The sequence below is a fragment of the Rhizobium sp. Root1220 genome (assembly GCF_001426265.1).
Taxonomy (GTDB): Bacteria; Pseudomonadota; Alphaproteobacteria; order Rhizobiales; family Rhizobiaceae; genus Rhizobium.
In genome coordinates this window covers 176,326-200,706 of sequence record NZ_LMDG01000032.1, presented here as the reverse complement: position 1 = coordinate 200,706, position 24,381 = coordinate 176,326, and the positions used below count along the sequence as shown (strand labels likewise).

At 59.1% G+C, this 24,381-nt stretch carries 24 protein-coding genes; 11 read left to right on the top strand and 13 right to left on the bottom strand.

All coding sequences use genetic code 11. The features are described 5' to 3' along the window. Window positions 1-12: 12 nt before the first annotated feature. Both repB and repA read right to left on the bottom strand, forming a co-directional pair. Window positions 13-996, bottom strand: a complete 984-nt coding sequence (gene repB, locus ASC90_RS18005) for a plasmid partitioning protein RepB (protein WP_056543623.1) — start codon at window positions 994-996, stop codon at window positions 13-15. Continuing rightward, complete coding sequence (repA, locus tag ASC90_RS18000; RefSeq protein ID WP_056543065.1) at window positions 993-2,189, bottom strand: plasmid partitioning protein RepA; 1,197 nt, start codon at window positions 2,187-2,189, stop codon at window positions 993-995. Before repA ends, repB begins: the two co-directional genes overlap by 4 nt. Window positions 2,190-2,388: 199 nt before the next feature. Here repA and cobF point away from each other — a divergent pair, with 199 nt between their 5' ends. The 5 genes from cobF (at window position 2,389) to ASC90_RS17975 (ending at window position 6,699) form a co-directional block, all read left to right on the top strand. Continuing rightward, the gene (gene cobF / locus ASC90_RS17995) at window positions 2,389-3,156 is read left to right on the top strand and encodes a precorrin-6A synthase (deacetylating) (RefSeq protein ID WP_056543619.1); all 768 of its coding nucleotides are present in this window, start codon (window positions 2,389-2,391) and stop codon (window positions 3,154-3,156) included. 66 nt (window positions 3,157-3,222) lie between these two features. Further along, window positions 3,223-4,575, top strand: a complete 1,353-nt coding sequence (gene cobG, locus ASC90_RS17990) for a precorrin-3B synthase (protein ID WP_056543064.1) — start codon at window positions 3,223-3,225, stop codon at window positions 4,573-4,575. Window positions 4,576-4,577: 2 nt separating this feature from the next. Continuing rightward, complete coding sequence (locus tag ASC90_RS17985; protein ID WP_056543062.1) at window positions 4,578-5,210, top strand: precorrin-8X methylmutase; 633 nt, start codon at window positions 4,578-4,580, stop codon at window positions 5,208-5,210. Then, window positions 5,207-5,938 carry a precorrin-2 C(20)-methyltransferase gene (locus ASC90_RS17980; protein WP_056543060.1) on the top strand — a complete coding sequence of 244 codons (732 nt, stop codon included), beginning with the start codon at window positions 5,207-5,209 and terminating at the stop codon, window positions 5,936-5,938. The genes ASC90_RS17985 and ASC90_RS17980 overlap by 4 nt, the downstream gene beginning before the upstream one ends. Further along, the gene (locus ASC90_RS17975; RefSeq protein WP_056543058.1) at window positions 5,935-6,699 is read left to right on the top strand and encodes a precorrin-3B C(17)-methyltransferase; all 765 of its coding nucleotides are present in this window, start codon (window positions 5,935-5,937) and stop codon (window positions 6,697-6,699) included. The genes ASC90_RS17980 and ASC90_RS17975 overlap by 4 nt, the downstream gene beginning before the upstream one ends. On the opposite strand, the gene ASC90_RS17970 is transcribed toward ASC90_RS17975, so the two are convergent. After that, window positions 6,663-7,433 carry a cobalt-precorrin-6A reductase gene (locus ASC90_RS17970; protein ID WP_056543056.1) on the bottom strand — a complete coding sequence of 257 codons (771 nt, stop codon included), beginning with the start codon at window positions 7,431-7,433 and terminating at the stop codon, window positions 6,663-6,665. The genes ASC90_RS17975 and ASC90_RS17970 overlap by 37 nt on opposite strands. Between ASC90_RS17970 and ASC90_RS17965 the strand changes: the two genes are divergently transcribed. From ASC90_RS17965 to ASC90_RS17955, 3 genes are all read left to right on the top strand, one after another. Next, window positions 7,432-8,664, top strand: coding sequence for a bifunctional cobalt-precorrin-7 (C(5))-methyltransferase/cobalt-precorrin-6B (C(15))-methyltransferase (locus ASC90_RS17965; RefSeq protein ID WP_056543054.1), 1,233 nt, complete (start codon window positions 7,432-7,434; stop codon window positions 8,662-8,664). The genes ASC90_RS17970 and ASC90_RS17965 overlap by 2 nt on opposite strands. An 11-nt stretch (window positions 8,665-8,675) precedes the next feature. Continuing rightward, complete coding sequence (gene cobM / locus ASC90_RS17960; protein ID WP_056543052.1) at window positions 8,676-9,434, top strand: precorrin-4 C(11)-methyltransferase; 759 nt, start codon at window positions 8,676-8,678, stop codon at window positions 9,432-9,434. Window positions 9,435-9,963: 529 nt separating this feature from the next. Beyond that, window positions 9,964-10,740, top strand: coding sequence for a response regulator transcription factor (locus ASC90_RS17955; protein WP_056543050.1), 777 nt, complete (start codon window positions 9,964-9,966; stop codon window positions 10,738-10,740). Between the two features lie 108 nt (window positions 10,741-10,848). Here ASC90_RS17955 and ASC90_RS17950 read toward each other — a convergent pair whose 3' ends face one another. After that, window positions 10,849-11,805 (bottom strand): sterol desaturase family protein, encoded by a 957-nt coding sequence (locus ASC90_RS17950; RefSeq protein WP_056543048.1) that lies wholly within the window; start codon window positions 11,803-11,805, stop codon window positions 10,849-10,851. A 189-nt stretch (window positions 11,806-11,994) separates the two neighbouring features. Between ASC90_RS17950 and ASC90_RS17945 the strand changes: the two genes are divergently transcribed. Beyond that, on the top strand, window positions 11,995-12,897 hold the full coding sequence (locus tag ASC90_RS17945) for a DMT family transporter (RefSeq protein ID WP_082519968.1): 903 nt from the start codon (window positions 11,995-11,997) through the stop codon (window positions 12,895-12,897). Between the two features lie 19 nt (window positions 12,898-12,916). On the opposite strand, the gene ASC90_RS17940 is transcribed toward ASC90_RS17945, so the two are convergent. From ASC90_RS17940 to ASC90_RS17930, 4 genes are all read right to left on the bottom strand, one after another. After that, complete coding sequence (locus tag ASC90_RS17940) at window positions 12,917-13,585, bottom strand: response regulator transcription factor (RefSeq protein ID WP_056543045.1); 669 nt, start codon at window positions 13,583-13,585, stop codon at window positions 12,917-12,919. Between the two features lie 315 nt (window positions 13,586-13,900). Next, complete coding sequence (locus ASC90_RS28910) at window positions 13,901-14,134, bottom strand: hypothetical protein (protein WP_156393017.1); 234 nt, start codon at window positions 14,132-14,134, stop codon at window positions 13,901-13,903. A gap of 178 nt (window positions 14,135-14,312) precedes the next feature. Beyond that, window positions 14,313-15,248 carry an NAD(P)-dependent oxidoreductase gene (locus tag ASC90_RS17935; protein WP_056543044.1) on the bottom strand — a complete coding sequence of 312 codons (936 nt, stop codon included), beginning with the start codon at window positions 15,246-15,248 and terminating at the stop codon, window positions 14,313-14,315. Window positions 15,249-15,604: 356 nt separating this feature from the next. Continuing rightward, window positions 15,605-16,258 carry a TetR/AcrR family transcriptional regulator C-terminal domain-containing protein gene (locus ASC90_RS17930; protein WP_056543041.1) on the bottom strand — a complete coding sequence of 218 codons (654 nt, stop codon included), beginning with the start codon at window positions 16,256-16,258 and terminating at the stop codon, window positions 15,605-15,607. A gap of 237 nt (window positions 16,259-16,495) precedes the next feature. On the opposite strand from ASC90_RS17930, the gene ASC90_RS17925 reads away from it, so the two are divergent. Beyond that, window positions 16,496-17,686: an HlyD family secretion protein gene (locus ASC90_RS17925; protein ID WP_056543039.1), complete on the top strand. Its 1,191-nt coding sequence runs from the start codon at window positions 16,496-16,498 to the stop codon at window positions 17,684-17,686. Between the two features lie 62 nt (window positions 17,687-17,748). After that, on the top strand, window positions 17,749-19,314 hold the full coding sequence (locus tag ASC90_RS17920; protein WP_056543615.1) for a DHA2 family efflux MFS transporter permease subunit: 1,566 nt from the start codon (window positions 17,749-17,751) through the stop codon (window positions 19,312-19,314). Window positions 19,315-19,401: 87 nt separating this feature from the next. Here the strand turns inward: ASC90_RS17920 and ASC90_RS17915 are convergent, their stop codons facing one another. The 5 genes from ASC90_RS17915 to ASC90_RS17895 all read right to left on the bottom strand — a co-directional run bounded on the left by ASC90_RS17915 (window position 19,402) and on the right by ASC90_RS17895 (window position 24,350). Beyond that, the gene (locus ASC90_RS17915; protein ID WP_056543037.1) at window positions 19,402-19,995 is read right to left on the bottom strand and encodes a DJ-1/PfpI family protein; all 594 of its coding nucleotides are present in this window, start codon (window positions 19,993-19,995) and stop codon (window positions 19,402-19,404) included. Between the two features lie 66 nt (window positions 19,996-20,061). Then, complete coding sequence (locus tag ASC90_RS17910) at window positions 20,062-20,964, bottom strand: substrate-binding domain-containing protein (RefSeq protein ID WP_244480421.1); 903 nt, start codon at window positions 20,962-20,964, stop codon at window positions 20,062-20,064. Window positions 20,965-21,071: 107 nt separating this feature from the next. Then, on the bottom strand, window positions 21,072-22,064 hold the full coding sequence (locus tag ASC90_RS17905; RefSeq protein WP_056543033.1) for an ABC transporter permease: 993 nt from the start codon (window positions 22,062-22,064) through the stop codon (window positions 21,072-21,074). Then, window positions 22,061-23,608, bottom strand: coding sequence for a sugar ABC transporter ATP-binding protein (locus ASC90_RS17900; RefSeq protein ID WP_056543612.1), 1,548 nt, complete (start codon window positions 23,606-23,608; stop codon window positions 22,061-22,063). The genes ASC90_RS17905 and ASC90_RS17900 overlap by 4 nt, the downstream gene beginning before the upstream one ends. Window positions 23,609-23,657: 49 nt before the next feature. Beyond that, window positions 23,658-24,350 (bottom strand): GntR family transcriptional regulator, encoded by a 693-nt coding sequence (locus ASC90_RS17895; RefSeq protein ID WP_056543030.1) that lies wholly within the window; start codon window positions 24,348-24,350, stop codon window positions 23,658-23,660. Window positions 24,351-24,381: the final 31 nt, after the last annotated feature.

The window sequence follows — 24,381 nt, the reverse complement described above, 5'->3', positions numbered from 1 at the left end:
ACCGAATGCCTGCTACTTTGCTGCCCGATAGGCCTCATAGAGTTCGTCGAGATGACGAGACACGTAATCGCCAAAATCCGCGGCATCGCCTGTCTTCAAGGCAATCGTAAAGGAATCAGCCGCACGCCTGATGCGCCCCTTGATCGTACCGCCGTTCCTCGGCTTCCAATCGTATTCTGCCGCTTCTGGCTTTCTTTGCTTCTTTGCGAGTTCGGCCACGACAAGCTCGAAGCGCCGATCGCTTTCTACCGAAACAAAGGCGGGTGAACCAAGCAGCCCGGCAAGGCGCGCCGCGGTCGCAGCCGTCCAACCTTGGGCAAGCGCGATCCATTTCCGACGGCCGGCTGCAGGCGCTGCACCAATTGCGGAAACGACCTCCATCGGGATCGTCTTCGCGACCGAAATCAACTTCGACAATTCCGTCTTGTCCGTGGACAGTGCCTTCATGATTACAGGACGATCGAAGCCCTTGCTCTCCAGATTGAAGGCAAAAACGGCACGTTCTATGTATGAGAGGTTCCGTCTCGCGGAATTCTCGATCCCCTGTGCTATGACGACATCGATATCGTCGAGCTTACGGATAATCGCCTGCACCTTGCGCTCGAGAAGGCGCAGTGCCTGGAGGCGGCGATGCCCATAGACCACCTGGTAGCGTGTGTCGTCCTGCGGATGACGGCGAACAAGAATAGGCACTTCCTGGCCGTTGTCACGGATCGACTGGACAAGCTCGTCTTCCAGATCGAGTGGCAGATCTGCCAGCCGATCCCGGATAAAGGAGGGATCGATCAGAGCGGGATCGAGTTCGACGACGCGCTCGCCGGAGAGCAAAGCCTCTTGCATGGCCCGGCTCTCTTCCTCCATCCTGCCAAGCGTCAGCGCCATCGAGCGCACGGGGCCAGCGGGGCCGCGCGCCGGAGATTCGTCTTCCAGGTTGGCCGCGGCCAACTCCTGCGCAGTGTCGTCGAAAAGGCCCTTCAACCGATCACGTCTGCTCATGTCCGACCCCATGCCTTGTGGATACCCGCCAGGACCTCTCCGTTTGCTGCGTTGACCGATTCCAGCGCCCTGTCATAGGTTGAGCGCCGTACCTGGCCTTTCTCGATTTCGTAGAGCGACTGCTTGGTCAAACCGGCATCGGCAATCGCCGTGGATTTCAGTATCGTCGCTGTCAGCACGTCGTCGCCAAAGAGGTTACGCAACAGCGCAACGATCTGCGACTGCGGCGCATCGAATGGCTCGTGGCGCGTCACCACGTATTTGATAAAATCATGCTGCAGATCGCCCCCTGCCTTGCGGACGACCGAGAGCAGGTCTGATGTCATCAGCAGGAACTGCGACATCGATGCGACGTCCACCATCTGCGGATGAATGGTGATAAGCAGCGAAGTGGCCGCGCACACGGCTCCCAGCGTCAGGTAGCCAAGCTGCGGCGGGCAATCGATCACGACGATGTCGTAGTTCGCTTCCACCTCGGAAATCGCAACCCCGACCCGGCGGAAGAACACCTCCCCCGATTGCTGCCGGTCGCCCAAGGCGCGAGGCGTCTCGTGCTCGAACTCCATAAGTTCTAGATTGCCCGGCACGAGATCGAGCCCGTCGAAGTAAGTCTTGCGAACAATATCCTTCAGCGAGCGCCGGCTGGCGTCATACCGGATGGCGCCATACAGAGTGTCGCCATCGCCGAGATCGAACTCCGGCTGGACCCCGAGCATGGACGACAGCGACGCCTGCGGATCAAGATCGATCGCAAGCACGCGATAGCCATTCAGCGCCAGATATTGGGCCAGATACAGCGTGGTGGTGGTCTTCGCCGATCCGCCCTTGAAATTCGTCACCGCCACAGTCTGCAGCTTCTCGCCCGACCGGCGCCGAGGAAGGTAGGTCAGCGCGTCCTTCGGCTTGATCTTCGCCATATGCTGGCGCAACTCGCCGATCTGCCCGAGCGTGTAAGACCGGCGGCCATTGATTGCCACATCCGGCTGCGGTCCCTTGCCGTCGAGTGACAGCTGTCGCAAATATCCGTCAGATACACCAATTATCTGCGCCGCCTCGCCCGACGTAAATGTGCGCAGGGTCTTCTGGGACAGCGGCGGGAACAGCTTCTCTCGAAGGAGCTTCAGCTGACGCGAAAGCTGCATGGCGTGCCGCTCAATTCGGACATCCGTCGTCGATACGCCAATATTGTCCAAAACACCTGTTCCCCTGCAATGCGCTTTTCTGTCGAAACGTCGCTAAAAAGCGTATCGAAGATGACATGATTCGGGATTCCCGGCAATAATGAGCGCATGCGCTTGCGCCGAAGTTGGCCGCGGCCAACTCTCGGGTTTGCCACTTGCGGAGCGGCGTTCGCTGCGCCAAAAACAAACGAAATCGAACGGGAGCGACGGCGTGCCTCATATCCACATCATCGGCATCGGAACCGGGAACCCCGAGCATCTGACGATCCAGGCAATCAATGCCATGAATGCTGCAGACGTGGTATACATCCCCACAAAGGGGGCTGAGAAAGACGGACTTGCAGCCGTCCGGCGCGAGATCTGCAGGCGTTACCTCACAAATCCCGACACCAGAACCATAGAATTTGCCCTGCCCACCCGAACCACGGCTGACCGCACATATCTGGACAGCGTCGATACCTGGCACGCCGCGATTGCCGAAACCTTTGCCGGACTGATCCAGGCGCTTCCCCAAGATGGTGCCGGCGCGTTTCTAGTCTGGGGCGACCCGAGCCTTTACGACAGCACCATCCGCATCATCGAACGCGTGAGGCAAACCAATGCGGTGGATTTTGAGTTCAGCGTCATACCCGGCATCACCAGCGTTCAGGCGCTTGCGGCTAGCCACCACATTCCAATCAATCTTATTGGCAAGCCGCTTGAGATAACCACGGGTCGCCGCCTCGCCGAGCACGGCAATCGTACCGGCAGCACGGTCGTCATGCTCGATGGAGAACAGGCATTTTCCAAGATCGAAGATCCCGAGGCGGAAATCTTCTGGGGTGCCTATCTCGGCACCGCCGACGAGATCATTTGCTCGGGACGGCTCGCGGATGTTGCAGACGAAATCCTCAGGAAACGAGCCGAGGCGCGGGCGCGACACGGATGGATCATGGACATCTACCTCCTTCGCAAGGGGCGCGATTTCGACGATCTCTGATCTTGATGATCGTTTTGCGCTGGTTGCCTCGATCATGTTAGGACATGCCCGAAGGAACGAACGAAGATGGCAGTCAGCGGCATTATCGCAGGGGACGACAAAGAGGCGGGCGCGCGGCGCGGCGTTTGCCCAACGCTGTCTCAACCCATGCAGACCGGCGACGGGCTGCTGGCTCGCTTGCGGCCCAAGGGCGGTGCTTTCACCATATCGCAATTTATTCACGTGGCAGAGGCGGCACAGCGGCTCGGAAATGGAATTCTCGAGATCACGGCGCGTGGCAGCCTGCAGATCCGTGGATTGACAGCCGAGACAGTCGACCAACTCAACGCGGAGATCGCCGCCGCGGGCATCTCGGTGCCAGCCGGTCCCGTTATCGAACTGCCGCCTCTTCATGGGATCTCTCCCGACGAAATCGGACCCGCCTCGGGGATGGAGCAACACCTCCGCGAGCAGTTGAACACGCTCCTCCTCTCGCCCGGATTGGCACCAAAGCTGTCGATCACCATTGACGGTGGCGGTAGCTTCGGACTTGCGGAAGTCAGCGCCGACATCCGCTTGACCGCGATTTCCCCGGGTACGTGGCAGGTCTCGATCAACGGCGATGGACGGAGCGCCACAGCGCTCGCGACAGGGAACGCCGATGAGGCCGTCCGGACGATCCGTCGCGTTCTGCAGTTGCTCCTCTCGCTTGGATGGCAAAAGCGTTGCCGCGATATCCAAATCGAGAGGCTGAGGGCGGTTTTTCCTCGAATGACCGGCTTGGTGGCTGTGCCTTCTGCGGCCGGCGTCGCCGTCGTTGGCGGCATTCACGCGCTTGCCGATCGCACAGTGGCTATCGGCCTGAAGCCGCGGTTCGGGCAGATGCAGGCAAGCGAGATCATCGAGTTCCTGGCTAGGGCCGACGGGCATGGCGCCAAGGACATCAGGCCTGCCCCACGGCGCGGCTTCTTTCTGACGGGATTGCGCCACGAGGAGGCAACAGCCATTCAGCAGATGGCGCCTTCATACGGCCTTTCGCCCGATCCCAACGACCCGTCCGCGCATATAGCGGCGTGCGCCGGCGCGGGTTGTTGCGCGTCGGGCCAATATCGAACCAAGGCTCTGGCGGACAAGGTTGTTGCGATCGCCCCCGAATTGCTCGACGGTTCCATGACGATACATCTTTCCGGCTGTGCAAAGGGATGCGCGTATCCGCGCCGCACTTTCGCGATCGTAGGGACATCAGGCGGCTATCAACTGGTTGTCGATGGCTTGGCTTCCGATGCCGCGGACGCACAGATCGCTGGCGGCGACATTGATTCCGCTATAGAGAGGCTCGCCCGCACCATCACGCATCACAGACAGGCTGGCGAATCGGCTGCAGCCTGTCTTAGACGACTTGGCAAAGGCGACGTGACGAGAGCGCTGCGACAGGGATAGGAATGCCAGATTACGATTATATTCACAGCGGTGACGCAATCTACGAACGGTCCTTCGCGATCATTCGGAGCGAAGCCGACCTCTCGCGCTTTTCGACGGAGGAAGCAGATATCGCCGTGCGGATGATCCATGCATGTGGATTGGTGGAAGCGGCAGAGCAGTTTCTCTTTTCCCCAAGCTTTGTCGAAGCTTCCCGTTCCGCTCTGCACGCAGGTGCGCCGATCTTCTGCGACGCGGAAATGGTCGCGCACGGCATCACCCGCACGCGCCTGCCCGCCGAGAACGAAGTTCTGTGCACACTCCGTGATCCACGGACCGCCGATCTGGCAAAGGAGACCGGCAATACGCGCTCCGCAGCGGCCCTCCATTTCTGGCGTGACCGGCTCGCCGGTAGTATCGTCGCAATTGGCAATGCTCCGACAGCCCTCTTCCACTTGCTGGAACTGCTGCGCGACGGCGCACCCAAACCGGCCGCGATCATCGGCATGCCCGTCGGCTTTGTAGGCGCTGCAGAATCGAAGGACGCTCTGGCCGAAAACTCGTACGGCGTGCCATTTGCGATTGTTCGTGGCCGCCTGGGTGGCAGCGCAATGACCGCAGCCACCGTGAATGCTCTCGCGAGGCCGGGACTATGACCGTGACGGGCCGTCTCATCGGCGTGGGCACCGGTCCCGGTGACCCGGACCTCCTGACCGTCAAGGCCGTCAAGGCGATGGAATCGGCGGACGTCATCGCTTATTTCGCCAAACAGGGCAGGGGCGGCAACGCCAAGGCGATTGTCGAGCATCTGCTGAGAACAGAAACGATCCTGTTGCCACTCTACTACCCGGTGACCACCGAGATCGAGAAGACGGAATCGGCTTACCGCAACCAGATCACTGCTTTCTACGATGCGTCCAGCGAAATGGTCGCCGGCCACCTCGAAGCCGGGCGAACCGTTGCCGTGCTTAGCGAAGGCGATCCTATGTTCTACGGCTCCTATATGCATCTGCATGTAAGGCTGGCGCACCGTTACCCAACCGAGGTGATCCCCGGAATCAGCGCGATGTCGGGGTGCTGGTCGCTCGCGGGCATGCCTATTGTTCAGGGGGACGATGTCCTATCGGTCCTTCCCGGCACGATGGCCGAGGCAGAACTGCAGCGCAGGCTCGCTGATACGCAGGCGGCGGTGATCATGAAGGTTGGCCGCAATCTCCCGAAAATCCGCCGAGCGCTTCAGGCATCGGGCCGGCTTTCCGAAGCGGTCTACGTTGAGCGTGGCACCATGGCCGACAGCGCCATGGTAAAGCTTGCCGACCGGCCCGATGGTGAAGCACCATATTTTTCGCTGGTGCTTGTTCCCGGCTGGGAGACGAACCGATGACCGGCCGGCTGTTCGTGATCGGTACGGGTCCGGGCAATCCGGATCAGATGACCCCGGAAGCGCAGGCTGCCATCTCGCAAGCCACTGATTTTTATGGTTACGGCCCCTATCTTGACCGGCTGAATCTGAGACCCGATCAACGACGCCACGCCTCGGACAACCGCGAAGAACTTGACCGCGCAGCGGCCGCCCTTCGCACCACCCTGGCGGGTTCCACGGCATGCGTCGTCTCCGGTGGGGACCCCGGCGTGTTTGCCATGGCCGCTGCTGTATGCGAGGCGATCGACAATGGTCCCGATGAGTGGCGCAGCGTCGATATCGTGGTTCTGCCGGGCATTACAGCGATGTTGGCGGTCGCCGCGCGTATCGGTGCTCCGCTCGGCCACGACTTTTGCGCGATTTCCCTTTCCGATAACCTAAAGCCTTGGAATATAATAGAAACGCGCCTTGAAATGGCGGCGAAGGCGGGATTTGTCATTGCGCTTTATAACCCGATCAGCAAGGCTAGGCCCTGGCAGCTCGGCAAGGCGTTCGAGTTGCTGCGCGGCAGTCTTCCAGCGACAACGCCGGTGATTTTCGGCAAGGCTGCCGGACGTCCCAACGAGCTCATCACCGTTCGACCACTCGGCGTCGCCGATGCCGCGATGGCGGATATGGCCACCTGCGTCATAATAGGTTCCGCGGAAACAAAAGTGATCCCGCGAGACGGAAAGCCCGATCTGGTCTACACGCCGCGCTTCACTGCCGGGGGGAACAGGTGATCGATCGCTGCAAGCGCTTCTTCGACCTTTGCCACCGCCTGCATAGCGGGCGCGGGGGCGCGCGCGATCATCAAGACTTCGATGCCAAGCCGCCGTGCCGCCTCGATCTTGGCGTAGGTTGCCGCCCCTCCGCTGTTCTTGGTGATCACAGCATCGATGAGGTGATCCGAGAGCAGCGCGGCCTCGCTTTCCACATCGAAAGGCCCGCGATCAAGAACAGAGTAGAGTTCGGGGAGCGCCAGCGGTGGTTCGACCGCATCAACGCTGCGAACGAGGTAGAAATGCTGAGGCGCGGCTTCAGCACGATGGGCCTCCTGCCGGCCAATAGCCAGGAACACGCGGCGGGGGAGGGGACCAAGAGCGTCGATCGCCTCAGGGAGACTCGCGACGTGCTGCCAGTTGTCACCCCTTTTCTGCGTCCACTCGGCTCTGCGCAGGGCAAACGCCGGGATACCGACCGCCGCAGCCGCCTCAACAGCATTTCTGGAAATACGGGCAGCAAACGGGTGCGTTGCGTCGATCAACAGATCGAAGCGTCCCTCGCGAAGGAAGGCGGCCAAGCCATCCGCACCGCCGAAACCACCGATACGCACCAAAACCGGCTGGGCAGCCGGTTTGTCCGTCCGCCCGCCAAGCGAAACCAAAAGCTCGTACTTGCCGGACTGCACAAGCGCGTGTGCCAGTTCACGCGCTTCGCCGGTACCGCCCAACATCAGAATGCGGATTTTGCCCATGTCTGATATCTCTTCTGCCTCCAGCCAACGCTGGCTGACTATTATCGGTATCGGCGAAGACGGTCCAGCCGGGCTCGGCGAAGAAGCAAGTCGGCTGATCGCCTCCGCACCCATCGTTTTCGGTGGCGCCCGTCATCATGCATTGCTTGCCGCGCTCGTTACCGGCGAGGCGTTGTTGTGGGAAAGCCCTTTCGAGAAGTCCGTAGAAGCCATCTTGGCTCGTCGCGGATTACCGGTCGTCGTGCTCGCATCCGGCGACCCATTTCTCTACGGGGTAGGAGCAACCCTCTCCCGAAGCGTCGCCGCTGGGGAAATGCATGTGATCCCTGCTCCCTCGGCCACCAGTCTGGCGGCCTCACGTCTCGGCTGGGCCCTACAACAGACCACGACCGTTTCCTTGCATGGGCGCCCGCTTGACCTTATCAGGCCGCACTTGCATCACGGCCGACGTATCATAGCGCTGACATCGGACGCCGAGACACCGCGCCAACTCGTGGCGCTGCTGCAAGCGACGGGCTTCGGGCAATCACGGGTGCACGTTCTTGAGGCTCTTGGCGGTGCGCGGGAGCGGCTGCGTGTGTCTCCGGCCGATGGTTTTGACTTGACTGACATCGATCCTCTGAACGTCTGCGCGCTGGAAATCGTGGCAGGGGAGGGGGCACGGGCGATTGCCTTCACGCCAGGCCTTGATGATGCGCTCTTCGAGCACGATGGCCAGATTACCAAGCGGGAGGTCCGCGCGATCACCCTCTCGGCGCTTGCGCCCCGCCACGGCGAACTGCTTTGGGATGTCGGGGCGGGGTCCGGCTCGATTGGTGTCGAATGGATGCTCGCCGACCCGTCTCTGCGGGCGATCGCCGTTGAGCAGTCGAGTGAGCGGGCGGCGCGCATCGCCAGAAATGCCTCGGCGTTCGGAGTGCCGGAACTTGCTGTCGTCGAAGGAATAGCCCCACAGGCACTAAGCGGCTTACCCGAACCAGACGCGGTCTTCATCGGCGGTGGCGGAAGCGAAGGCGGCGTCATCGAGGCAGCGATCGCGGCGCTGAAAAGGGGAGGGCGGCTGGTCGCCAACGCCGTGACGCTTGAAATGGAAGCCAAGCTGCTTTCGCTGCACGCAGAACGCGGCGGGACGCTGACCCGCATCGAGATAGGACGGGCGACGCCGATCGGCGGCATGACCGGCTGGCGCAACGCCATGCCCGTGACCCAGTGGCGCTGGACAAAGAACTGAAGGGGAAAGAGATGACGGTGCATTTCATCGGCGCAGGCCCGGGCGCTGCGGACCTTATTACGGTGCGCGGACGCGACCTCATCGGCAGATGTCCGGTGTGCCTCTATGCAGGCTCGATCGTTTCGCCGGACCTGCTGCAATATTGCCCCCCGGACGCCCGTATCGTCGATACGGCGCCAATGTCGCTGGACGAGATCGAAGGCGAATACCTTCGCGCAGCGGGCGCCGGCGCCGATGTCGCACGACTGCATTCAGGCGACCTTTCCGTTTGGAGCGCTGTTGCTGAGCAAATCCGTCGGCTGGACAAGCACGGCATCGACTATACCATGACGCCCGGCGTACCGGCCTTTGCCGCAGCGGCCTCGGCCCTTGGCCGAGAACTCACCATTCCGGCGGTCTCACAGAGCCTTGTGCTCACGCGTGTTTCCGGTCGTGCATCGCCGATGCCAAACGACGAAACGCTGACGAAATTCGGTGCGACGGGGTCCACGCTTGCCATCCATCTTGCCATTCACGCCTTGAAGCAAGTCGTCGAGGAGTTGACGCCGCTCTACGGCGCGGATTGCCCGGTCGCCATCGTCGCCAAGGCATCATGGCCGGATGAGCGCATCATTCGGGGCACACTTGGCAATATAGAGGCGAAGTTGACGGCCGAGCCGATCGAACGGACCGCGATTATCTTCGTCGGGCCGTCGCTTGCGGCAAGCGACTTTCGGGAGAGTTCGCTTTACGACCCGGGCTACCAGCGTCGCTTTCGAGGCAGAGAGTAATCAAGACTTTCTGATCGGGGAGGCCCCGATCAGAACCCCGGCCCAACAGCCGGGGAGAAACGTCGGCGTACAATCCGGCTGCCTGACAGTAACTATCAAATGCAATTCAGGATCACATATACTACAAAAATACCAGTAGGAGCGGTAGTTTTGACACAAAATCACGAATTATTATTTTATTAATAAGAAATATATTCCAGCTCTGCGCGACGGCTGCGACGTGCATCCGATCAATATAATTCTTTCTGAAATTATATTCCACATACGGCGTTACATTGCCGCAATCTCGCACTGGAGGCTTTTTCTTCGGGTTTTCTCGAAGCATTTTTATATTGCTTATTAGTATTCTTGTATGTAGGCTCGGAACTAAGTAGAAACCCGGTAACAAAATATACGTATCAAGCGCAAGTCGGATAACTACTTTGTTAGCATACTAAAGGGGATCATCACAGCGTTCAGGGGATCGTCGCAAAGCATTGCGTTTACTTAATGCGATCACCTTAAACACTACAGGGGTATGAGGGCTAGTATGAATTACGTACCTTCGGAATTCGAAAGCGGAAGAACACCGCTGAACAGGCTTCGGGCATCGGCAATGTCCAAGGCCAGAAAAGACTTCGCGCAGTATGACGGGGCAGCCGAAGATGAGCACTGCTTGCTGATCATCGACGTCAGAACGCTGGAGCGCGAATGCCTTGCGACAACACTAACAACGAATGGCCTCGGCATGGCCACGCTCGCCGTCGGTTCCATCGCGGAATGGCAGCGGAAGAAGGACACCGTCCACCCGGTGGGTGCGGTCCTCCTGAACATAGCCGGCCGAAAGGCGAGTGAAGGCTCACTGTCGGAGGAGATTGCCACAATTACCGCGGAGCTTGCACCTGCGCCGGTCGTTGTCCTCGCTGATGGGGACGACTTGAACCAGATGCTGAAGGTCCTTGAGTATGGCGCCCGCGGTTTCATTCCAACGTCCGTCGGGATCGAGGTTTGCATCGAAGCAATCTCGCTAGCGGTCGCCGGTGGCACCTTCATCATTGCGGGCAATAACTTCTCTTCAGCTGTTCCGCTGGAGAAGAGCGAGCAAAGAAGGCCTCAGGAACTGACACGCATTTTCACTTTGCGGCAGGCGGAGGTCGTACAGGCGCTTCGCAAGGGCAAGGCAAACAAGATCATCGCCTACGAACTCAACCTGCGCGAAAGCACGGTCAAGGTTCACATCCGGAACATCATGAAAAAGCTGAAAGCAACGAACCGTACTGAAGTTGCCTACAAGCTCAATGATTTGTTCCAGAGCGACGCACGATAGTACGTCTTGCGGCGATACCGCTTGGCACAACAGATTCTTCAGATAGCGCGCAGACAACAGCTGAGCGCTATCTGCGGAGTGTCCAACTCCGAGTGCTTGTCGGCTCTTCTACTTGGCTTCGGGCGACCCAGCCTCCGGTACGGCGGGCTCTCGTGTATCGGGCCTGCGCCCAAGAATCGCCCGAAAGCCCTTCGACGAGAAGGGTTGCACAAGTTGCTCGATAAACCCTTCCGCGATACGCCCGCTAATGCCGATTTCGACCGGAGGCCGGCGTGCAGGGTTGAAATAGGTTCCGAATATCTGATCCCACAGGACGAGATTCTCGCCATAGTTCGTGTTGCCTTCGGCCAGCACCTTCGAATGATGCCATCGATGCAGGCGCGGGGTGCTGAACACCCAATCCAACGGCCCGGTTCGTACGTCGATGTTGCAATGGGTGAGGAGACCAATGAAAGCCGTGACGGCGCCGATCCAAAGAAACACCGTCAACGGCGCTCCCATCAGATAGAGCGGAATTTGGCTGAACGCGATCTTTATCAATGAATCAATTATATGAAAGCGGCCGGTGTTGACGACCCAGAGACGTTCGACACTGTGATGCAGCGCATGGAAGCGCCACAGCGTGAGCCATTCGTGGGCTGCCCGGTGCGCAACGTAAAGCCCGAACTCCGCTATGATCAACCCGAGAACCACTTGTAGGGCAAGAGGCCACTCAACCGGCCATATCTCTGACACGGCAAGCGACGGCTGCACGACCGTAGCAATCGCCATCGGAGCAGATACGCCAATCGCAGCCGCGATCTGCACGCCGCCCTTGTTCAGGAGGGTGTGAGCTATATCGTTGAACGTCTCGCCGTCGCGTTGCAGCCACTGCTTCTCGTAGGGCATGAGCCGTTCAAACGTAGCGATCGCCGCGACGGTCGCGAGATAGACGACATTGAACCACAATAGCGGTGTCTGCGTGCGAAACGCAAAGCCCGCTCCCGTCAATCCCGCGACGAATATCATCGGCCAGAGGCTCCAGGAAGCAGCCACATATAGGCGCGATTTTCGCTCGTCGGTCATTTGCAATCCTCGGCATCATTGCGGGTGGCGAATGATACACCGCAGTTGTCGCCATCAGGCAAGGCCCATGAGCGGCTTGATGGACGTTTCGTCGCGCGGCACGCACCGGAATGTGTATTTCTGGTAATTGTATCAACACGCGCTTGTTGCTAGTCAGCACATACTTACCCATAGCTGCTGCAGGCCACGATGTCCTCCCGATCTTCAGACCGTCAAACAAGTCCGCTCGTCGGAATAGCACTCGCCTGTTCCGGCTATTCGCTGTTTGCGATCCAGGACGCGATGGTCAAATGGCTCGTCACGGACTATTCCGTCCCGCAGATCCTCTTCATGCGCAGCATCATGATCGTGGCCATCGCAGGCCTCATGGTCCGGCGGCTCGGACACCCATCGATCTTGAAGAGTGCGCATCGGAAATCGTTGCTGCTGCGTGCCGGCCTCATGCTTGCTGCATGGATGGCTTTCTACTCGGCCGCGCGGCACCTCGGTCTTGCGGAAATCACGACCATGTACTTCTCGGCGCCGATCATCGTCATTTTCCTCTCGATCCTGGTTCTCAAGGAGAATGTCGGCCCGGTCCGCTGGCTCGCCTGCATCGGTGGTTTTGCCGGTGTGCTGTTGGCAGCCAACCCCGCAGAAGCTCCAAGTCTGATTCCGGCAGGCATGGTCATTTTTGCCGGATTTTGCTGGGCCTGGAGCACGGTTCTCGTTCGCCTCGTCAGTCGCACCGAAAGCACGCTGAACCAGATGATGGCGACGAGCTTTCTTTTCGTAGTCGCCTGCGGCGCCACGCTGCCGTGGCTTTGGAAGACACCCGATTCGTTCGGATGGTTCCTGATGATCGGTCTAGGTCTTGTGGCGGCCGCCGGGCAATATCTGCTTTACGAAGGCTTTCGCTACGCGCCGGCTTCGACGCTCGCGCCGATGGAATACAGCGGCCTCATCTGGGCATTCCTGTATGGCTATCTCATATGGTCTGAAGTGCCGACGATAAATGTCGTCGCCGGCGCGATTGTGATCGTCGTCTCCAGCGTTGCACTCGTCTTGTGGGAACGCCGCCAGCTGCTCGCAACCCGGCGACTGATCGTCTGATCGCCGGGCTGCGGCACTCTCAGTTGAACGACTTTGCGCCAGCCACATCGAGCGGCTTGCTCAGCCTTTGTGCTGCAAGAACGACTTCCAGACGATTGCGGGCATCCAGCTTCTGCATCAGGACGGTCATGTAGTGCTTCACGGTCTTTTCGCTGATATCAAGACAGCTCGCGATTTCGCGGTTGGTGTTGCCGCGCATCAGATGGTCGACGATCTGTTCTTCGCGTGCGCTCAGCCTCAGGTTAACTTGAGCCTTGCGGCGAAGCGCTTCGGTCTTCATCGACATGATTACCTTGGTGGCAAAGCCAGGTGTGATGAATGTGTTTCCGGCGTGCACGGTTCTGATCGCTTCGTGCAGGTCGGACGCCGTGCTGCCTTTCAACACGTAACCGGAAACACCAAGGCTCAAAACCTGAATTGCCAACTCGATGCTCGAACTTGCGGTAAACACAATGATCCGGGTTCGCTGGTATCGCTGCAAGATGATCTCAATCGCCGCGATCGCGTCTCCGGGCATACTGAGATCGACCACAATGACGTTTGGTGCGAGCTCCTCGACAAGCTTCAGAGCGTCCACGGCGTTGTCGCCTTTGCCGACAATACTCAGATCCGGTTTATTCGAATAAAGGCTGACCAGTCCCTCCAGCAGTATTGGATGATCATCGACGAACGCTACAGAAATCGCCATATTCCCCCCTCCAATTCCAAGTAATACCCTAGCCCAGGAATGCACCATTTTGGAATGCATACTTAAGTGATAGTTACATTAGGCGTAGCACACGCATATGAATTGTGTGGGATCGTTCCCCTGCGGAAGTAATGAGTTTTTGGGCTCAAACGGAAACCAAAGAAACCCGTAGCTCGCAGCACGCAGTCTCAAGCCGCGCCTTCGACAACCGTGACGATCGCGTTCCCGACAAAGAGGCCTGCCTGTGCGGCATGTTTCCTCGCCTTCGGACGGGGTGCTCGAACTTCCAAGTCCTGTAGCCCACTCATGAGCCCACTATACCTGATGGGGAAACACCGTCTTGAGCAGAACGTCCTGACGGCTCTCGGGCTCGAATGCGACTGTTGTCGTGAGGACAGACGGGCGAGCGATGATGGAAGCATGCGGAAACCATCTCAAAAACTCGATCACACCAGCCGCCATGATGATTGCACCACATGCCACCGCGATCATCGTTCGCCTGAACGGCAAGGGTTGGCGGTGTTCAGGTGAAGGTTGAGTGGAGTTCATAGCACTGCCTCTTAATCTTGAAGGGTGATGCGCGGAATGTTCTTGCTTGCGAGGAACACGTACCGCGGTTGATGGATTGTCGTTCAGCGCGTGACATACACTGGTGTAGGGTCGGATTGAGCAAGTCGCGCTGGCGAGGGACGCTTGCTCGGCAGCCGCCTCCGCCGAGCGCCGACTGTCAGGCGGCTGTGAGCACCGGCTCCCCGTTGAAGAACGCATCGAGGTTGGCCCCTACGAGCGCGGCCATGCGGCTCAGTGCAAGGTCTGTAACGCCAGCGATATGCGGTGACAGAAACGCGTGTGGTACATCGCTCCAGCGCCCGGCGGAGGTCGGCTCCTGCTGATACACATCCAGTGCCGCGGCAGCCAATGCGCCGCGTCGCAACGCACTGATCACGGCATCTTCATCCACGAGTGTTCCCCGGGCTACGTTGATGAGTGCGCCCTGCGGACCCAGTGCCTCGATTACCTGTGCGGAGATCAAGCCACGATTGTCTTCGTCCGCGCTCGCAGCCACCACCAGCACGTCGCTCCAGCGCGCAAGCTCGATCAGATCGGACGCCTTGCGCCAGGGAACGTCGGGCTTGTCGCTTGGCGCCCACCAGGAGGTTACCATACCCATCACGTCCGCACGGCGGGCAAGAGCCTGCCCGATGCTCCCGAAGCCGACAATTCCCAGGCGAAGACCGGAAAGGGACGTTGTGATCAGCCGCTTTCCCGACTGCCACTCTCCATCGTTGACCCAGCGGCTGCCATCGGAAATCTTCCGATAGATGTTCAGGATCTGTCCGATCGCGAAGTCTGCGACGTCCTCGTGGTTGACGTTCCGCGCATAGGTGACAACGATCCCGCGCCTGTGCGCGTCGGCCACGTCAATACCATCGTAGCCAGTGTTGAAGCATGCTACCAGGCCAAGGTTCGGCATGGCTTCATACCATCTCTTGTCGAATGGCCGGCTTCCGTCGACAATGACAGCGCGGGCGCCGCTCGAGCCAGGCTTTGGCGGGGTCGGGCCAAAATCCACAAGACGATACCGGCCATCGAGCGCCTCCTTGAGAAAGGGCGCCAGATGCGGGCTGGCAAGAACCACCGTTTTTCGAAGATCCTTATCCATGTCGGTCAGATTCCGTCTACTGGCGTGTTGTCGAGAGTATCGTTGGCTGTGATGCCGCTGCCGAGTTTTTGCATTTTGATCTCTTTGATGTGCGGGGAAGCAAACTCCTGCGGCTCGCCCCACGGACGAACGCGTCTGGCCTGCTCCGACTGCGAGCGCGGCGTTCGAAACGTTGTCGTCACTCGTCAGTTGAAGATATGAACCCCACGGCTGCTCACCAACCATACGAAGGTCGTGGCAAGTTCAGACGTTGGTTTCTAACAGTGAAGAGTTCGCTGCTTCGCTCGCGTCATTGAAGCTGCGAGACGGATGCACGGCTGCCGTGCAAGAAGATCATTGCCAGGGGATTTAGGGGTCTAGCGCTTTGAGCAGCCGTCGAGAAATATGTCGGCGCAGGCTCGCGCCCTTTCTACGATCTGATCGTCAGGTATTCCCGCGACCTTGCCAAGCATTACTGTGCGCTGTGGTTCCATTGTCATCATGCCACGCAGCATGCCGATCGCCATTGCGACATTAACGGGCTTCACAGCCCCCAGGCTGATCTGGCCGGACAGCCAATCCTCCATCACCTTGCTGGTTCTGATGATCGCTTGCTCATAGAAGACCGATGCTATTTCGGGGAAGCGGTCGGATTCGCTAAGCACCAGCCGCGTGATCATGATCGTCTCCTCCGAAAGAGTAAGTCGGCCATAAGCAAGGAGAAGGCGCTCAAGGCCTTCTCGTGGTGCAAGACCTGCAAGACTGCTGGGATCCATTCCGAGGAAATAGCGGTTAATCTTGCTCGAGATCAGCTCGGAAAACAGGTCTGCTTTCGCGGGAAACAAGCGGTACAGTGTCTTGGTTGAGACGCCCGCAGCCCGGGCGATTGCGCTGATGCTGGCAGACGCGTACCCAGCTTGCTTGAATTGATCATTCGCGGCTTCGATGATGACCTGCCTCGTCTCATCATCGGATCTAACCTGCGGCCTGCCGCGGCAGCGTTTCTCTAACGAGACCTGATCCTGCATCATCACATTCCAAATTGGCGCTTCCCAAGTGCTATTGCAAATATAGGAAATTATCAAGTTTCCTAAACACCTGAGGCGCGCAATCCGTCCACTAAGTCGACCACTTTCATTTTGGAATACGAAAATTTTCCAAATTTGCATTGACATTGCAGATCGACAACATATTTTTGGAAAACCATAAGTTTCCATATTAACGACTGCGGTTCGCAAGGCGACCTTCGACAGTCAGGAGTGATCGCAATGGACGAGAACGTAATCGCGCTGACCAAGCCGGACCGCAGCGTTGCCGTTTCCCAGAACGCCGCACAAGCCCATACGATGGACGCGGGGCAGCCCGGAGTAGTGGCACCTCCCGCTGCTTCTGCCGCGGCGATCGGCGCAAGTAAACGCGGTGGTGGCCTGAAAAAAGCGGTTATGAGCATCGGCGCGGTCGTGGTTGTCGCGGCGGGCGCCTACTACGGCCACGACTATTGGACCGTCGGTCGCTTCATGGTTTCGACCGATGACGCGTACATCAAGGCTGACAGCAGCGCCATCGCGCCCAAGATCTCGGGTTATCTCGCCAAGGTGTTGGTTGGCGACAATCAGCACGTCAAGGCAGGGCAGGTGCTAGCGACGATCGACGACCGCGACTACGCAACGGCTCTCGAACAGGCAAAGGCCGATGTACAAGCGGCCCAGGCGACTGTCGACGCCAAGAAGGCAGCGCTGGTAACGCAGCAATCCGTCATCGCCGCAGCTCAAGCGTCGATTGACGCCGATCGCGCGAATGAAACCTTCGCCGAGCAGAACGATCAACGCTATGCGCGTCTTGCGAACAATGGCTATGCACCGGTCCAAACCGCGCAGCAAGCCGCGTCTCAGATTGCTGCCAACCGTGCCGCGACTGCCCGCGATGTTGCATCACTGGCGACCGCGACACACCAGGTCGAGATACTCAAGGCAGAGGTGACGCAGGCTGATGCGATGCTCGCCCACGACGTTGCCGTCCAGCACCAGGCCGAACTCAATCTCACCTACGCGAGCATTGTGGCGCCGATCGACGGCGTCGTTGGAAACCGCACTCTTCGCGTCGGCCAATATGTGCAGGCCGGGACCCAGCTCATGACGGTTGTTCCGACAGACGCCGCCTACATCGTGGCGAACTACAAGGAAACCCAGCTGACGGACGTTCACCCCGGACAGCCGGTCGATATCGACGTTGATACCTACCCTGGCCACATCTACCACGGCCACGTTGAAAGCCTCGCTCCAGCGAGCGGTCAGGAGTTTGCCCTTTTGCCTCCTGACAACGCCACCGGCAACTTCACCAAGGTTGTCCAGCGCATCCCGGTTCGCATCGTCATCGATGCAAATAGCTCTGCCTCCGGCGACTTGCGGCCCGGAATGTCCGTGACACCCAGCATCGACACCCGAAACGGCGCCAAGTAACCGTCCAGAACCAGGAGGATCAGGTCATGTCCAATGCCACAACGATCCAGGGAGCCGCGGCAATGCCAGCGGCAGGTGGCGCACAGACAGCCGGAGCCAGGGAATGGATTGCCGTGCTGGCCGGGATGATCGGCGCGTTCATGGCGATCCTCAACATCCAGATCACCAATGCATCGCTTCTGGAGATCGAGGGTGGGATCGGCACCGGTGTCGACAACGGCGCATGGATTTCGACCTCTTACCTCATCGGCGAAATCATCGTCATTCCGCTCACCGCCTACTTCAGCAACGTGTTCTCGTTCAGGCGGTATATCCTCGTGAACACGATCCTTTTTCCACTGTTCTCCATGGCGTGTGCGTTCACGCACGATCTCAGTTCGATGATCGTGATGCGGGGGCTGCAGGGGTTTGCCGGTGGTATCCTCATTCCCATGGCCTTCACGATGGTGCTGACCAAACTGCCGAAATCGCAGCAGCCGGTCGGCCTGGCGATCTTTGCGCTCTCGGTGACATTTGCGCCGGCCATCGGCCCCACCATCGGCGGTTACCTGACCGAAAACTATGGATGGCAGACGATCTTCTTCATCAACACGATCCCGAGCGCGATCATGGCGCTCGCGCTGGCGTTGACACTGGATAAGCAGCCGATGCGCCTCGGCCTTCTGCGCGAAGGCGACTGGGCGGGCATCGTGACGATGGCGATTGGTCTCGCGGCCCTGCAGACCGTTCTTGAGGAAGGCAACAAGGACGATTGGTTCTCGTCGCCGTTCATCCTGAAGCTGAGCGTGGTCGCCTTCGTCTTCCTGACCGCCTTCATCTGGATCGAGCTGACTGTCGAGAAGCCGCTGGTGAAATTGCGGCTTCTGAAGCAGCGTAATTTCGGTATTGGCGTCGCGGTGAATGTCCTTGTGGGCGTAGCATTGTTCGGCACCGTCTACATCCTGCCGCAATATCTCGGACAGGTGCAGCACTACAATGCCCAGCAGATCGGAAATGTCCTCGCATGGACCGGTCTGCCGCAACTGCTTATCATTCCGCTGGTCCCTATGATGATGAAGCGCTTCGACGTCCGCTACATCGGGTTCCTCGGCATCAGCATCTTTGCGATCAGCTGTTTCATGAACATTTCTCTGTCGCCTGATAATGCCGGTGACCAGTTCTGGATTCCGAACATCGTACGAGCGATCGGGCAGGCACTGGTGATAACCCCGATAACGGCGATCACCACGGGTGCCATTGCGCCGTCGGACGCTGCAGCCGCCTCGGGGCTGACGAACATGCTCCGCAATCTCGGGGGAGCGGTCGGTACCGCGACGCTCGGCACGGTGCTCACGAAACGGGAGCAATTCCATTCGAACATCATCGGCCAGTCGGTCACGGCGTCTCGAGACGAAGTCAAACAGCGGCTCGACGCACTCACCGGATATTTTCAGACCCATGGGGTATCGGACCATGCCAAGGCAAGTGCAGAGGCGGTCGTGGCGCTTGGGCGCATCGTAAAGCGGCAGGCATTGATAATGGGCTTCAGCGATACCTTCGCTGTCATCGGCGTGGTTCTCGCCCTCGCCGCAGTGTTGCTGCTGCTCACGAAACGCTCCAAGGCCGGAGGAGGGGCGGGAGCGCATTGAGCGCCGCGAGCGAGCATCGCCCGTATCGTGACGCCTCCAGAGACATGCAGAACCGACGCGAACATTCGCGTCGGTTCGTTGCGCAATTCAGCTATGCCGGATCTCGGTTCCAAGGACCTTGAGGCACTCCCTGATAAAGGCCGCAAGTGCCGTCCAGCCCTTAGCTGAGACCATCGTGCCATCGACGTACGCTTCAGTTGGCGACAGGTCGATATATGTGCCGCCGGCAAGGATTACCTCCGGCTCGCAAGCGCCGAGCGCGGCGACCTTTTTGCCGCGCACCACGCCATCGACCGCGACAAGGATCTGCACGCCGTGGCAGATCGTGAAGATAGGCTTCTGCTTCTCGTGGAAGTGGCGGACCATCGCCTGCACGCGCTTGTCGGTGCGGATATATTCGGGACCACGGCCGCCCGCGCAATAGACAGCGTGGTATTGATCAAGCTGGGCTTCGGCCTCCGAGAACGTCTTGTTGATGACGACATTGTGTCCGAGCTTTTCGGTATAGGTCTGGTCGCCTTCGAAATCATGGAGCGACGTTCTGAGAATGTCGCCGGCCTTCTTGTCAGGGCACACGACGTGGACGGTGTGGCCAACGGCCTCCATCGCCTGCTGGTATACGAATATCTCGTATTCCTCGGTGAAGTCGCCCGTTAACATCAGGATTTTCTTGCCTGGCATGGTTTTGCCCTCCTCATTTGGTTGGGTGTGCGGGCGGATCGTTTCTCCGCCAGCATCATTGACATCTTAGAACGGTGAATCCGGGAAATAATACTCCGCGGCGTTATCCTTTGTGATCAACGGCGCGTCGAGCTTAACTGCACCGCGAACAGGAGCATGGCCCACGAGGTTCGCGACGGTCATGTAAAGCGCCGTCTTGATCATCGACGGCGGATAGGGGGTTTCGACGGGGGTGACAGGATCGCCGTCGATGACCTTCTTGATGATCTCCTTCATACCGTTGCCGCCGAGCGCATACTTGATCTCTTTGCGGCCGGATTCCTTGATGGCTTCAAGCACTCCGACGAGCATGTCGTCATCATTGGCCCATACCGCGTCGATCTTCGGGTACTTGGCCAGGTAGTCCTGCATCAGCTTGAACGCATCGTCACTGTTCCAGTTGGCATACTGGATATCGAGAACTTTCATCTCCGAACCGTTGATGCCGTCTTCAAAGCCCTTGACGCGTTCGTCGTCGATGACCGTCGGGATGCCGCGCAGCACCACGACGTTGCCCTTGCCCTCAAGTTTGTCGACCAGGAATTTCGCCGTGTTGCGACCGACTGCGATATTGTCGCCGGCCACGTAAAGATCCTGGATGGTCGGGTCGTTGAGACCACGATCGACAACGGTGATGAATGTACCTTTGTCCTTCACCGCCTTGACTGGCAAGGTCAGTTCTTCGGAGGTGTGTGGAAGGATGACCAGAGCGGCAAGATCCCGGCTCGCCGAAAGGTCTTCAAGCGCGCTGACCTGGGCCGTCGCAGAAGGCGAGGTCTTCACCACGACTTCCACTTCGGGGAAAGCCGCGTTGATCTCCTTGGCTGCTGCCTGCGCGTGATAGACGATCCCGGCAGTCCAGCCGTGATCTGCCGCAGGTATGGAGACGGCGACGATCTTCTTTCCGTCGGCAGCCGCCTGTCCCGCCATCAGCAGGACACCAAGCGCTACGCCGGCAATCAATTTAGTTCGAAACATAGATACCTCCCAGTAAATGGACCGATGGAAAATGACACCCGTGTGGTCCGGACACGGGGTTATCTCGAAAATCTTTGGATGAGCATGGCGATGATGATGATTGCACCCTGCACCGCTGCAACCAGGTATTCCGATACGAAGTCGGAGAGCACCATCAGGTTTGCGATGAGTTCGAGGATGACGGCACCTGCAACGGTGCCCCATATGTGGCCCTTGCCGCCGCGCAATGCCGTGCCGCCGATGACGACCGCCGTGATCACTTGCAATTCCCACAAGACACCGGTGGTTGGCGTCGCTGCGCCGAGGCGCGGGACATAGCAGATGGCAGCGATCGCGACACAGGCCCCCTGAATTGCGTAGGCAATAGTGCGGGTCCGGACGATCGAAATGCCGGAGTATCGCGCAACGTCCTCATTGGCGCCGACGGCTGCGCATTTGCGGCCGTATTTCATCTTGTAGAGAATGAGCGAGCCGATCGCCGCCACCGCAATCGAAATCAGGATCGGTATCGGAATTCCGCCAACCGTGCCGAAGTAGACGGGCCGATAAGCCTCGCGAAGCGCCCGGTCGATTGGAATTGTCCCACCATCCGACATGTAGGTGATGAGCGCGCGGAAGATGCCCATCGTGCCCAGGGTCGCGATGAAGGGTTCGATCTTTCCGACGGTAACGATCAGGCCGTTGAAGAGCCCGCATGCCACGCCGGCGAATATCGCGATCCCCATCCCGGCGGCGATCGACCAGGGGCCCAACGTCGGGGTCATCATGTTCATGGACATGATGGTGATGCCGGTAATGAATGCCGCCATCGATCCGACCGAGAGGTCCAGGCCGCCGGAAGAAATCACGAACGTCGCGCCGACAGCGATGATCGCAATGAAGGCGCTGCGGGTGATGACGTTGCTGAGATTGGTCGTCGACAGGAAGTCCGGATTGATAACGAATCCAACAGCCAGAAGAACAGCCAGGGCCAGGAACGGTCCCGCGTCGGTCCAGCTGATGTCAAATTCTCGCTCTCGCCCGATTGGGATTGTATGTGTCGTTGTCGTCATTCTGTGCCTCCCTGAATGCCATTCCCGGCGATCGCGTCGCTTGTCGCCAACAGCGCGATGTTCTTCTCGGTCATGTTCTCGCCTGCGAGTTCGCCATTGATCCGGCCCCCGCGCATGACCAAAATCCGGTCGCAAATACCTATGAGTTCCTGCATCTCCGATGAGATGACGATGCAGGCTTTGCCCTCGGCGACGAGACCCTGGATAAACGCGTAAATCTGCGCCTTGTTGGCAATGTCTATGCCGCGCGTCGGCTCATCGATGATGACGATGGACGGGTCGGTCAGCAGCACTTTCGCAAGAAGCAATTTTTGCTGGTTGCCGCCGGAAAGCTGGCCGGCTTTCACACTGAGGCTCTTCAATCGGATGTCGTATTGACCTACTGCCTGTTCGAGGATTCCGACCTCGCGCTGACGGTTCATCAGTGTACCCGGATGAAACTTCTCCAGAGCCGAAAGCGTGAGGTTCGGCGCCAGTCGTTCCTGGAGCAGCAATCCCTTTCTCTTGCGGTCTTCCGTTAGGTAGCCAATACCTGCATCGATGGCTTCTCTTGGGTTGTGGATTTGGATAGGCTTGCCCTTAAGCTCAATCTGGGCCGTTGCGGGTCTGAGGCCCGTGATCCCTTCAAACAACTCGGTGCGGCCGGCACCGATCATCCCGGCAAACCCCAGGATTTCGCCCTTGTGCGCAGCGAAAGATACGTTCTCGACGAAACCGGGAACCGTCGCCCCGTGCACGGCGAGTATCGGTTCGCCGTTCGGGTACGAGTTTCGGGATGGGTAAAGCGCCGATAGCTCTCGACCAACCATCAGATGCGCCATGTCCATCTGGCTGAGTGTGTGTCCGGGATGCGTGCCCACCATCTTCCCGTCACGCAACACCGTCACCTTGTCGGCAAGCCGCTGCACTTCGTCCAGACGATGGCTGATGTAGAGGACGGCGATGCCTCGGCCCTTCAGGCGCAGGATTATGTCCAGCAGACGCTCTACTTCGTCGCCGGTCAGGACGGCCGTCGGCTCGTCGAAAATCACCAGCCTGTAGTCGTCGAGCAAGGCCCGCGCGATCTGAACCAACTGCCGGTCGGCAAGCGCGACATTGCGCACCAGGGCGTTCGGGGAGATATCACAGCCAAGTTCCGCGAGCTTTTCGGCGGCGATCCTTCTCATCGCGCGGTCATCGACAATCCCGTTTCGACTAAGCTCTCGCCCAAGGAACAGGTTTTCGGCGACCGTTAGGCCATCTGCCAGCAGGATCTCTTGATGCACGAGAACGATGCCGGCGTCCTGCGCCTGGTGCGGCGTTGAAAATCGGACTGGCCGGCCTCCCACGGTGATGGTCCCGCTGGTGGGAGCTGCGTAGCCAGACAGCAGGCGCATCAGCGTCGATTTGCCGGCACCGTTCTCGCCGATGATCGCATGGATCTCCCCTGCCAAAATGTCGAGCGTTACCTCCGACAGGACCGTTACAGAGCCGTACTGCTTCGAGAGATTTTCTGCTCGAAGAAACGGGGCGTCGAATGCATGTCCGTTGTCTGGCGGCGACATGTCTTCCCCATTCCTCTCGATGTCGATCGCGATGGACATTCGTTGAATCTCACTGAAAGGCGGGCAAAAGCCGGTCGCGGGAATGTTCTATATGGGTCCGCATTGCGGATGCCGCAGCCTCCGGGGAGCGGGCGGCAAATGCGTCGAGCAGCGCCTGATGCTCATCAAGGGCTTCCTCGGTCACACGCCAGTGGAACATCAAACGGAAGATATGGAAGTGGGTGTGCTGGTAAGTCAGCATTTCCCGAATGAGCTGGTTACCGGCGAATTCCATGATGCTGTCATGAAAGACCGCGTCCTGACGGGCAAATGTCGAATAGTGGAGGAGATCGTCGGTGGCCTCGCGCCGCGCCATCACACCGGCGGCCTGATGCAGGATGGCGAGCTTTTCATCATCCATCGCGGCGGCAGCCTTAGCGGCGCCCGCCGGTTCCAGAAGCAGGCGAAGCTCGTAGAGCTCATCGAACCGTCGACGCGTGATCTGCGGAGCCGCATGGTAGCCGACAAGATGCTGCTTGACGACCAGTCCTTCGCCTTCCAGCCGGCCGAGCGCTTCGCGGATCGGTGTCTGGGAGACATTGAACTCCTTGACGAGATTGTCCACCGTGATGCGTGCACCCGGCGCGATCTTCAGCGACATCAACTGGTTGAAGATCGCCTCATAGACGTCTTCCACCAGACTGTTTGAGCGCTGGATGGCGGTGCCGCCTTGAGTTGTGTTCGTTACCCGTGTCGAAATCATCTTCTGCCGTCTTTTACCTCTTGACAGTTTC

Excerpts from the sequence above, each read along its gene's own strand:
- repB (WP_056543623.1), bottom strand. The coding sequence starts at position 996 with ATGAGCAGACGTGATCGGTTGAAGGGCCTTTTCGACGACACTGCGCAG.
- cobG (WP_056543064.1), top strand. The coding sequence starts at position 3,223 with ATGGCAGTCAGCGGCATTATCGCAGGGGACGACAAAGAGGCGGGCGCG.
- ASC90_RS17985 (WP_056543062.1), top strand. The coding sequence starts at position 4,578 with ATGCCAGATTACGATTATATTCACAGCGGTGACGCAATCTACGAACGG.
- ASC90_RS17980 (WP_056543060.1), top strand. The coding sequence starts at position 5,207 with ATGACCGTGACGGGCCGTCTCATCGGCGTGGGCACCGGTCCCGGTGAC.
- ASC90_RS17975 (WP_056543058.1), top strand. The coding sequence starts at position 5,935 with ATGACCGGCCGGCTGTTCGTGATCGGTACGGGTCCGGGCAATCCGGAT.
- ASC90_RS17965 (WP_056543054.1), top strand. The coding sequence starts at position 7,432 with ATGTCTGATATCTCTTCTGCCTCCAGCCAACGCTGGCTGACTATTATC.
- ASC90_RS17970 (WP_056543056.1), bottom strand. The coding sequence starts at position 7,433 with ATGGGCAAAATCCGCATTCTGATGTTGGGCGGTACCGGCGAAGCGCGT.
- cobM (WP_056543052.1), top strand. The coding sequence starts at position 8,676 with ATGACGGTGCATTTCATCGGCGCAGGCCCGGGCGCTGCGGACCTTATT.
- ASC90_RS17955 (WP_056543050.1), top strand. The coding sequence starts at position 9,964 with ATGAATTACGTACCTTCGGAATTCGAAAGCGGAAGAACACCGCTGAAC.
- ASC90_RS17950 (WP_056543048.1), bottom strand. The coding sequence starts at position 11,805 with ATGACCGACGAGCGAAAATCGCGCCTATATGTGGCTGCTTCCTGGAGC.
- ASC90_RS17945 (WP_082519968.1), top strand. The coding sequence starts at position 11,995 with ATGTCCTCCCGATCTTCAGACCGTCAAACAAGTCCGCTCGTCGGAATA.
- ASC90_RS17940 (WP_056543045.1), bottom strand. The coding sequence starts at position 13,585 with ATGGCGATTTCTGTAGCGTTCGTCGATGATCATCCAATACTGCTGGAG.
- ASC90_RS28910 (WP_156393017.1), bottom strand. The coding sequence starts at position 14,134 with ATGAACTCCACTCAACCTTCACCTGAACACCGCCAACCCTTGCCGTTC.
- ASC90_RS17935 (WP_056543044.1), bottom strand. The coding sequence starts at position 15,248 with ATGGATAAGGATCTTCGAAAAACGGTGGTTCTTGCCAGCCCGCATCTG.
- ASC90_RS17930 (WP_056543041.1), bottom strand. The coding sequence starts at position 16,258 with ATGATGCAGGATCAGGTCTCGTTAGAGAAACGCTGCCGCGGCAGGCCG.
- ASC90_RS17925 (WP_056543039.1), top strand. The coding sequence starts at position 16,496 with ATGGACGAGAACGTAATCGCGCTGACCAAGCCGGACCGCAGCGTTGCC.
- ASC90_RS17920 (WP_056543615.1), top strand. The coding sequence starts at position 17,749 with ATGCCAGCGGCAGGTGGCGCACAGACAGCCGGAGCCAGGGAATGGATT.
- ASC90_RS17915 (WP_056543037.1), bottom strand. The coding sequence starts at position 19,995 with ATGCCAGGCAAGAAAATCCTGATGTTAACGGGCGACTTCACCGAGGAA.
- ASC90_RS17910 (WP_244480421.1), bottom strand. The coding sequence starts at position 20,964 with ATGGCGGGACAGGCGGCTGCCGACGGAAAGAAGATCGTCGCCGTCTCC.
- ASC90_RS17905 (WP_056543033.1), bottom strand. The coding sequence starts at position 22,064 with ATGACGACAACGACACATACAATCCCAATCGGGCGAGAGCGAGAATTT.
- ASC90_RS17900 (WP_056543612.1), bottom strand. The coding sequence starts at position 23,608 with ATGTCGCCGCCAGACAACGGACATGCATTCGACGCCCCGTTTCTTCGA.
- ASC90_RS17895 (WP_056543030.1), bottom strand. The coding sequence starts at position 24,350 with ATGATTTCGACACGGGTAACGAACACAACTCAAGGCGGCACCGCCATC.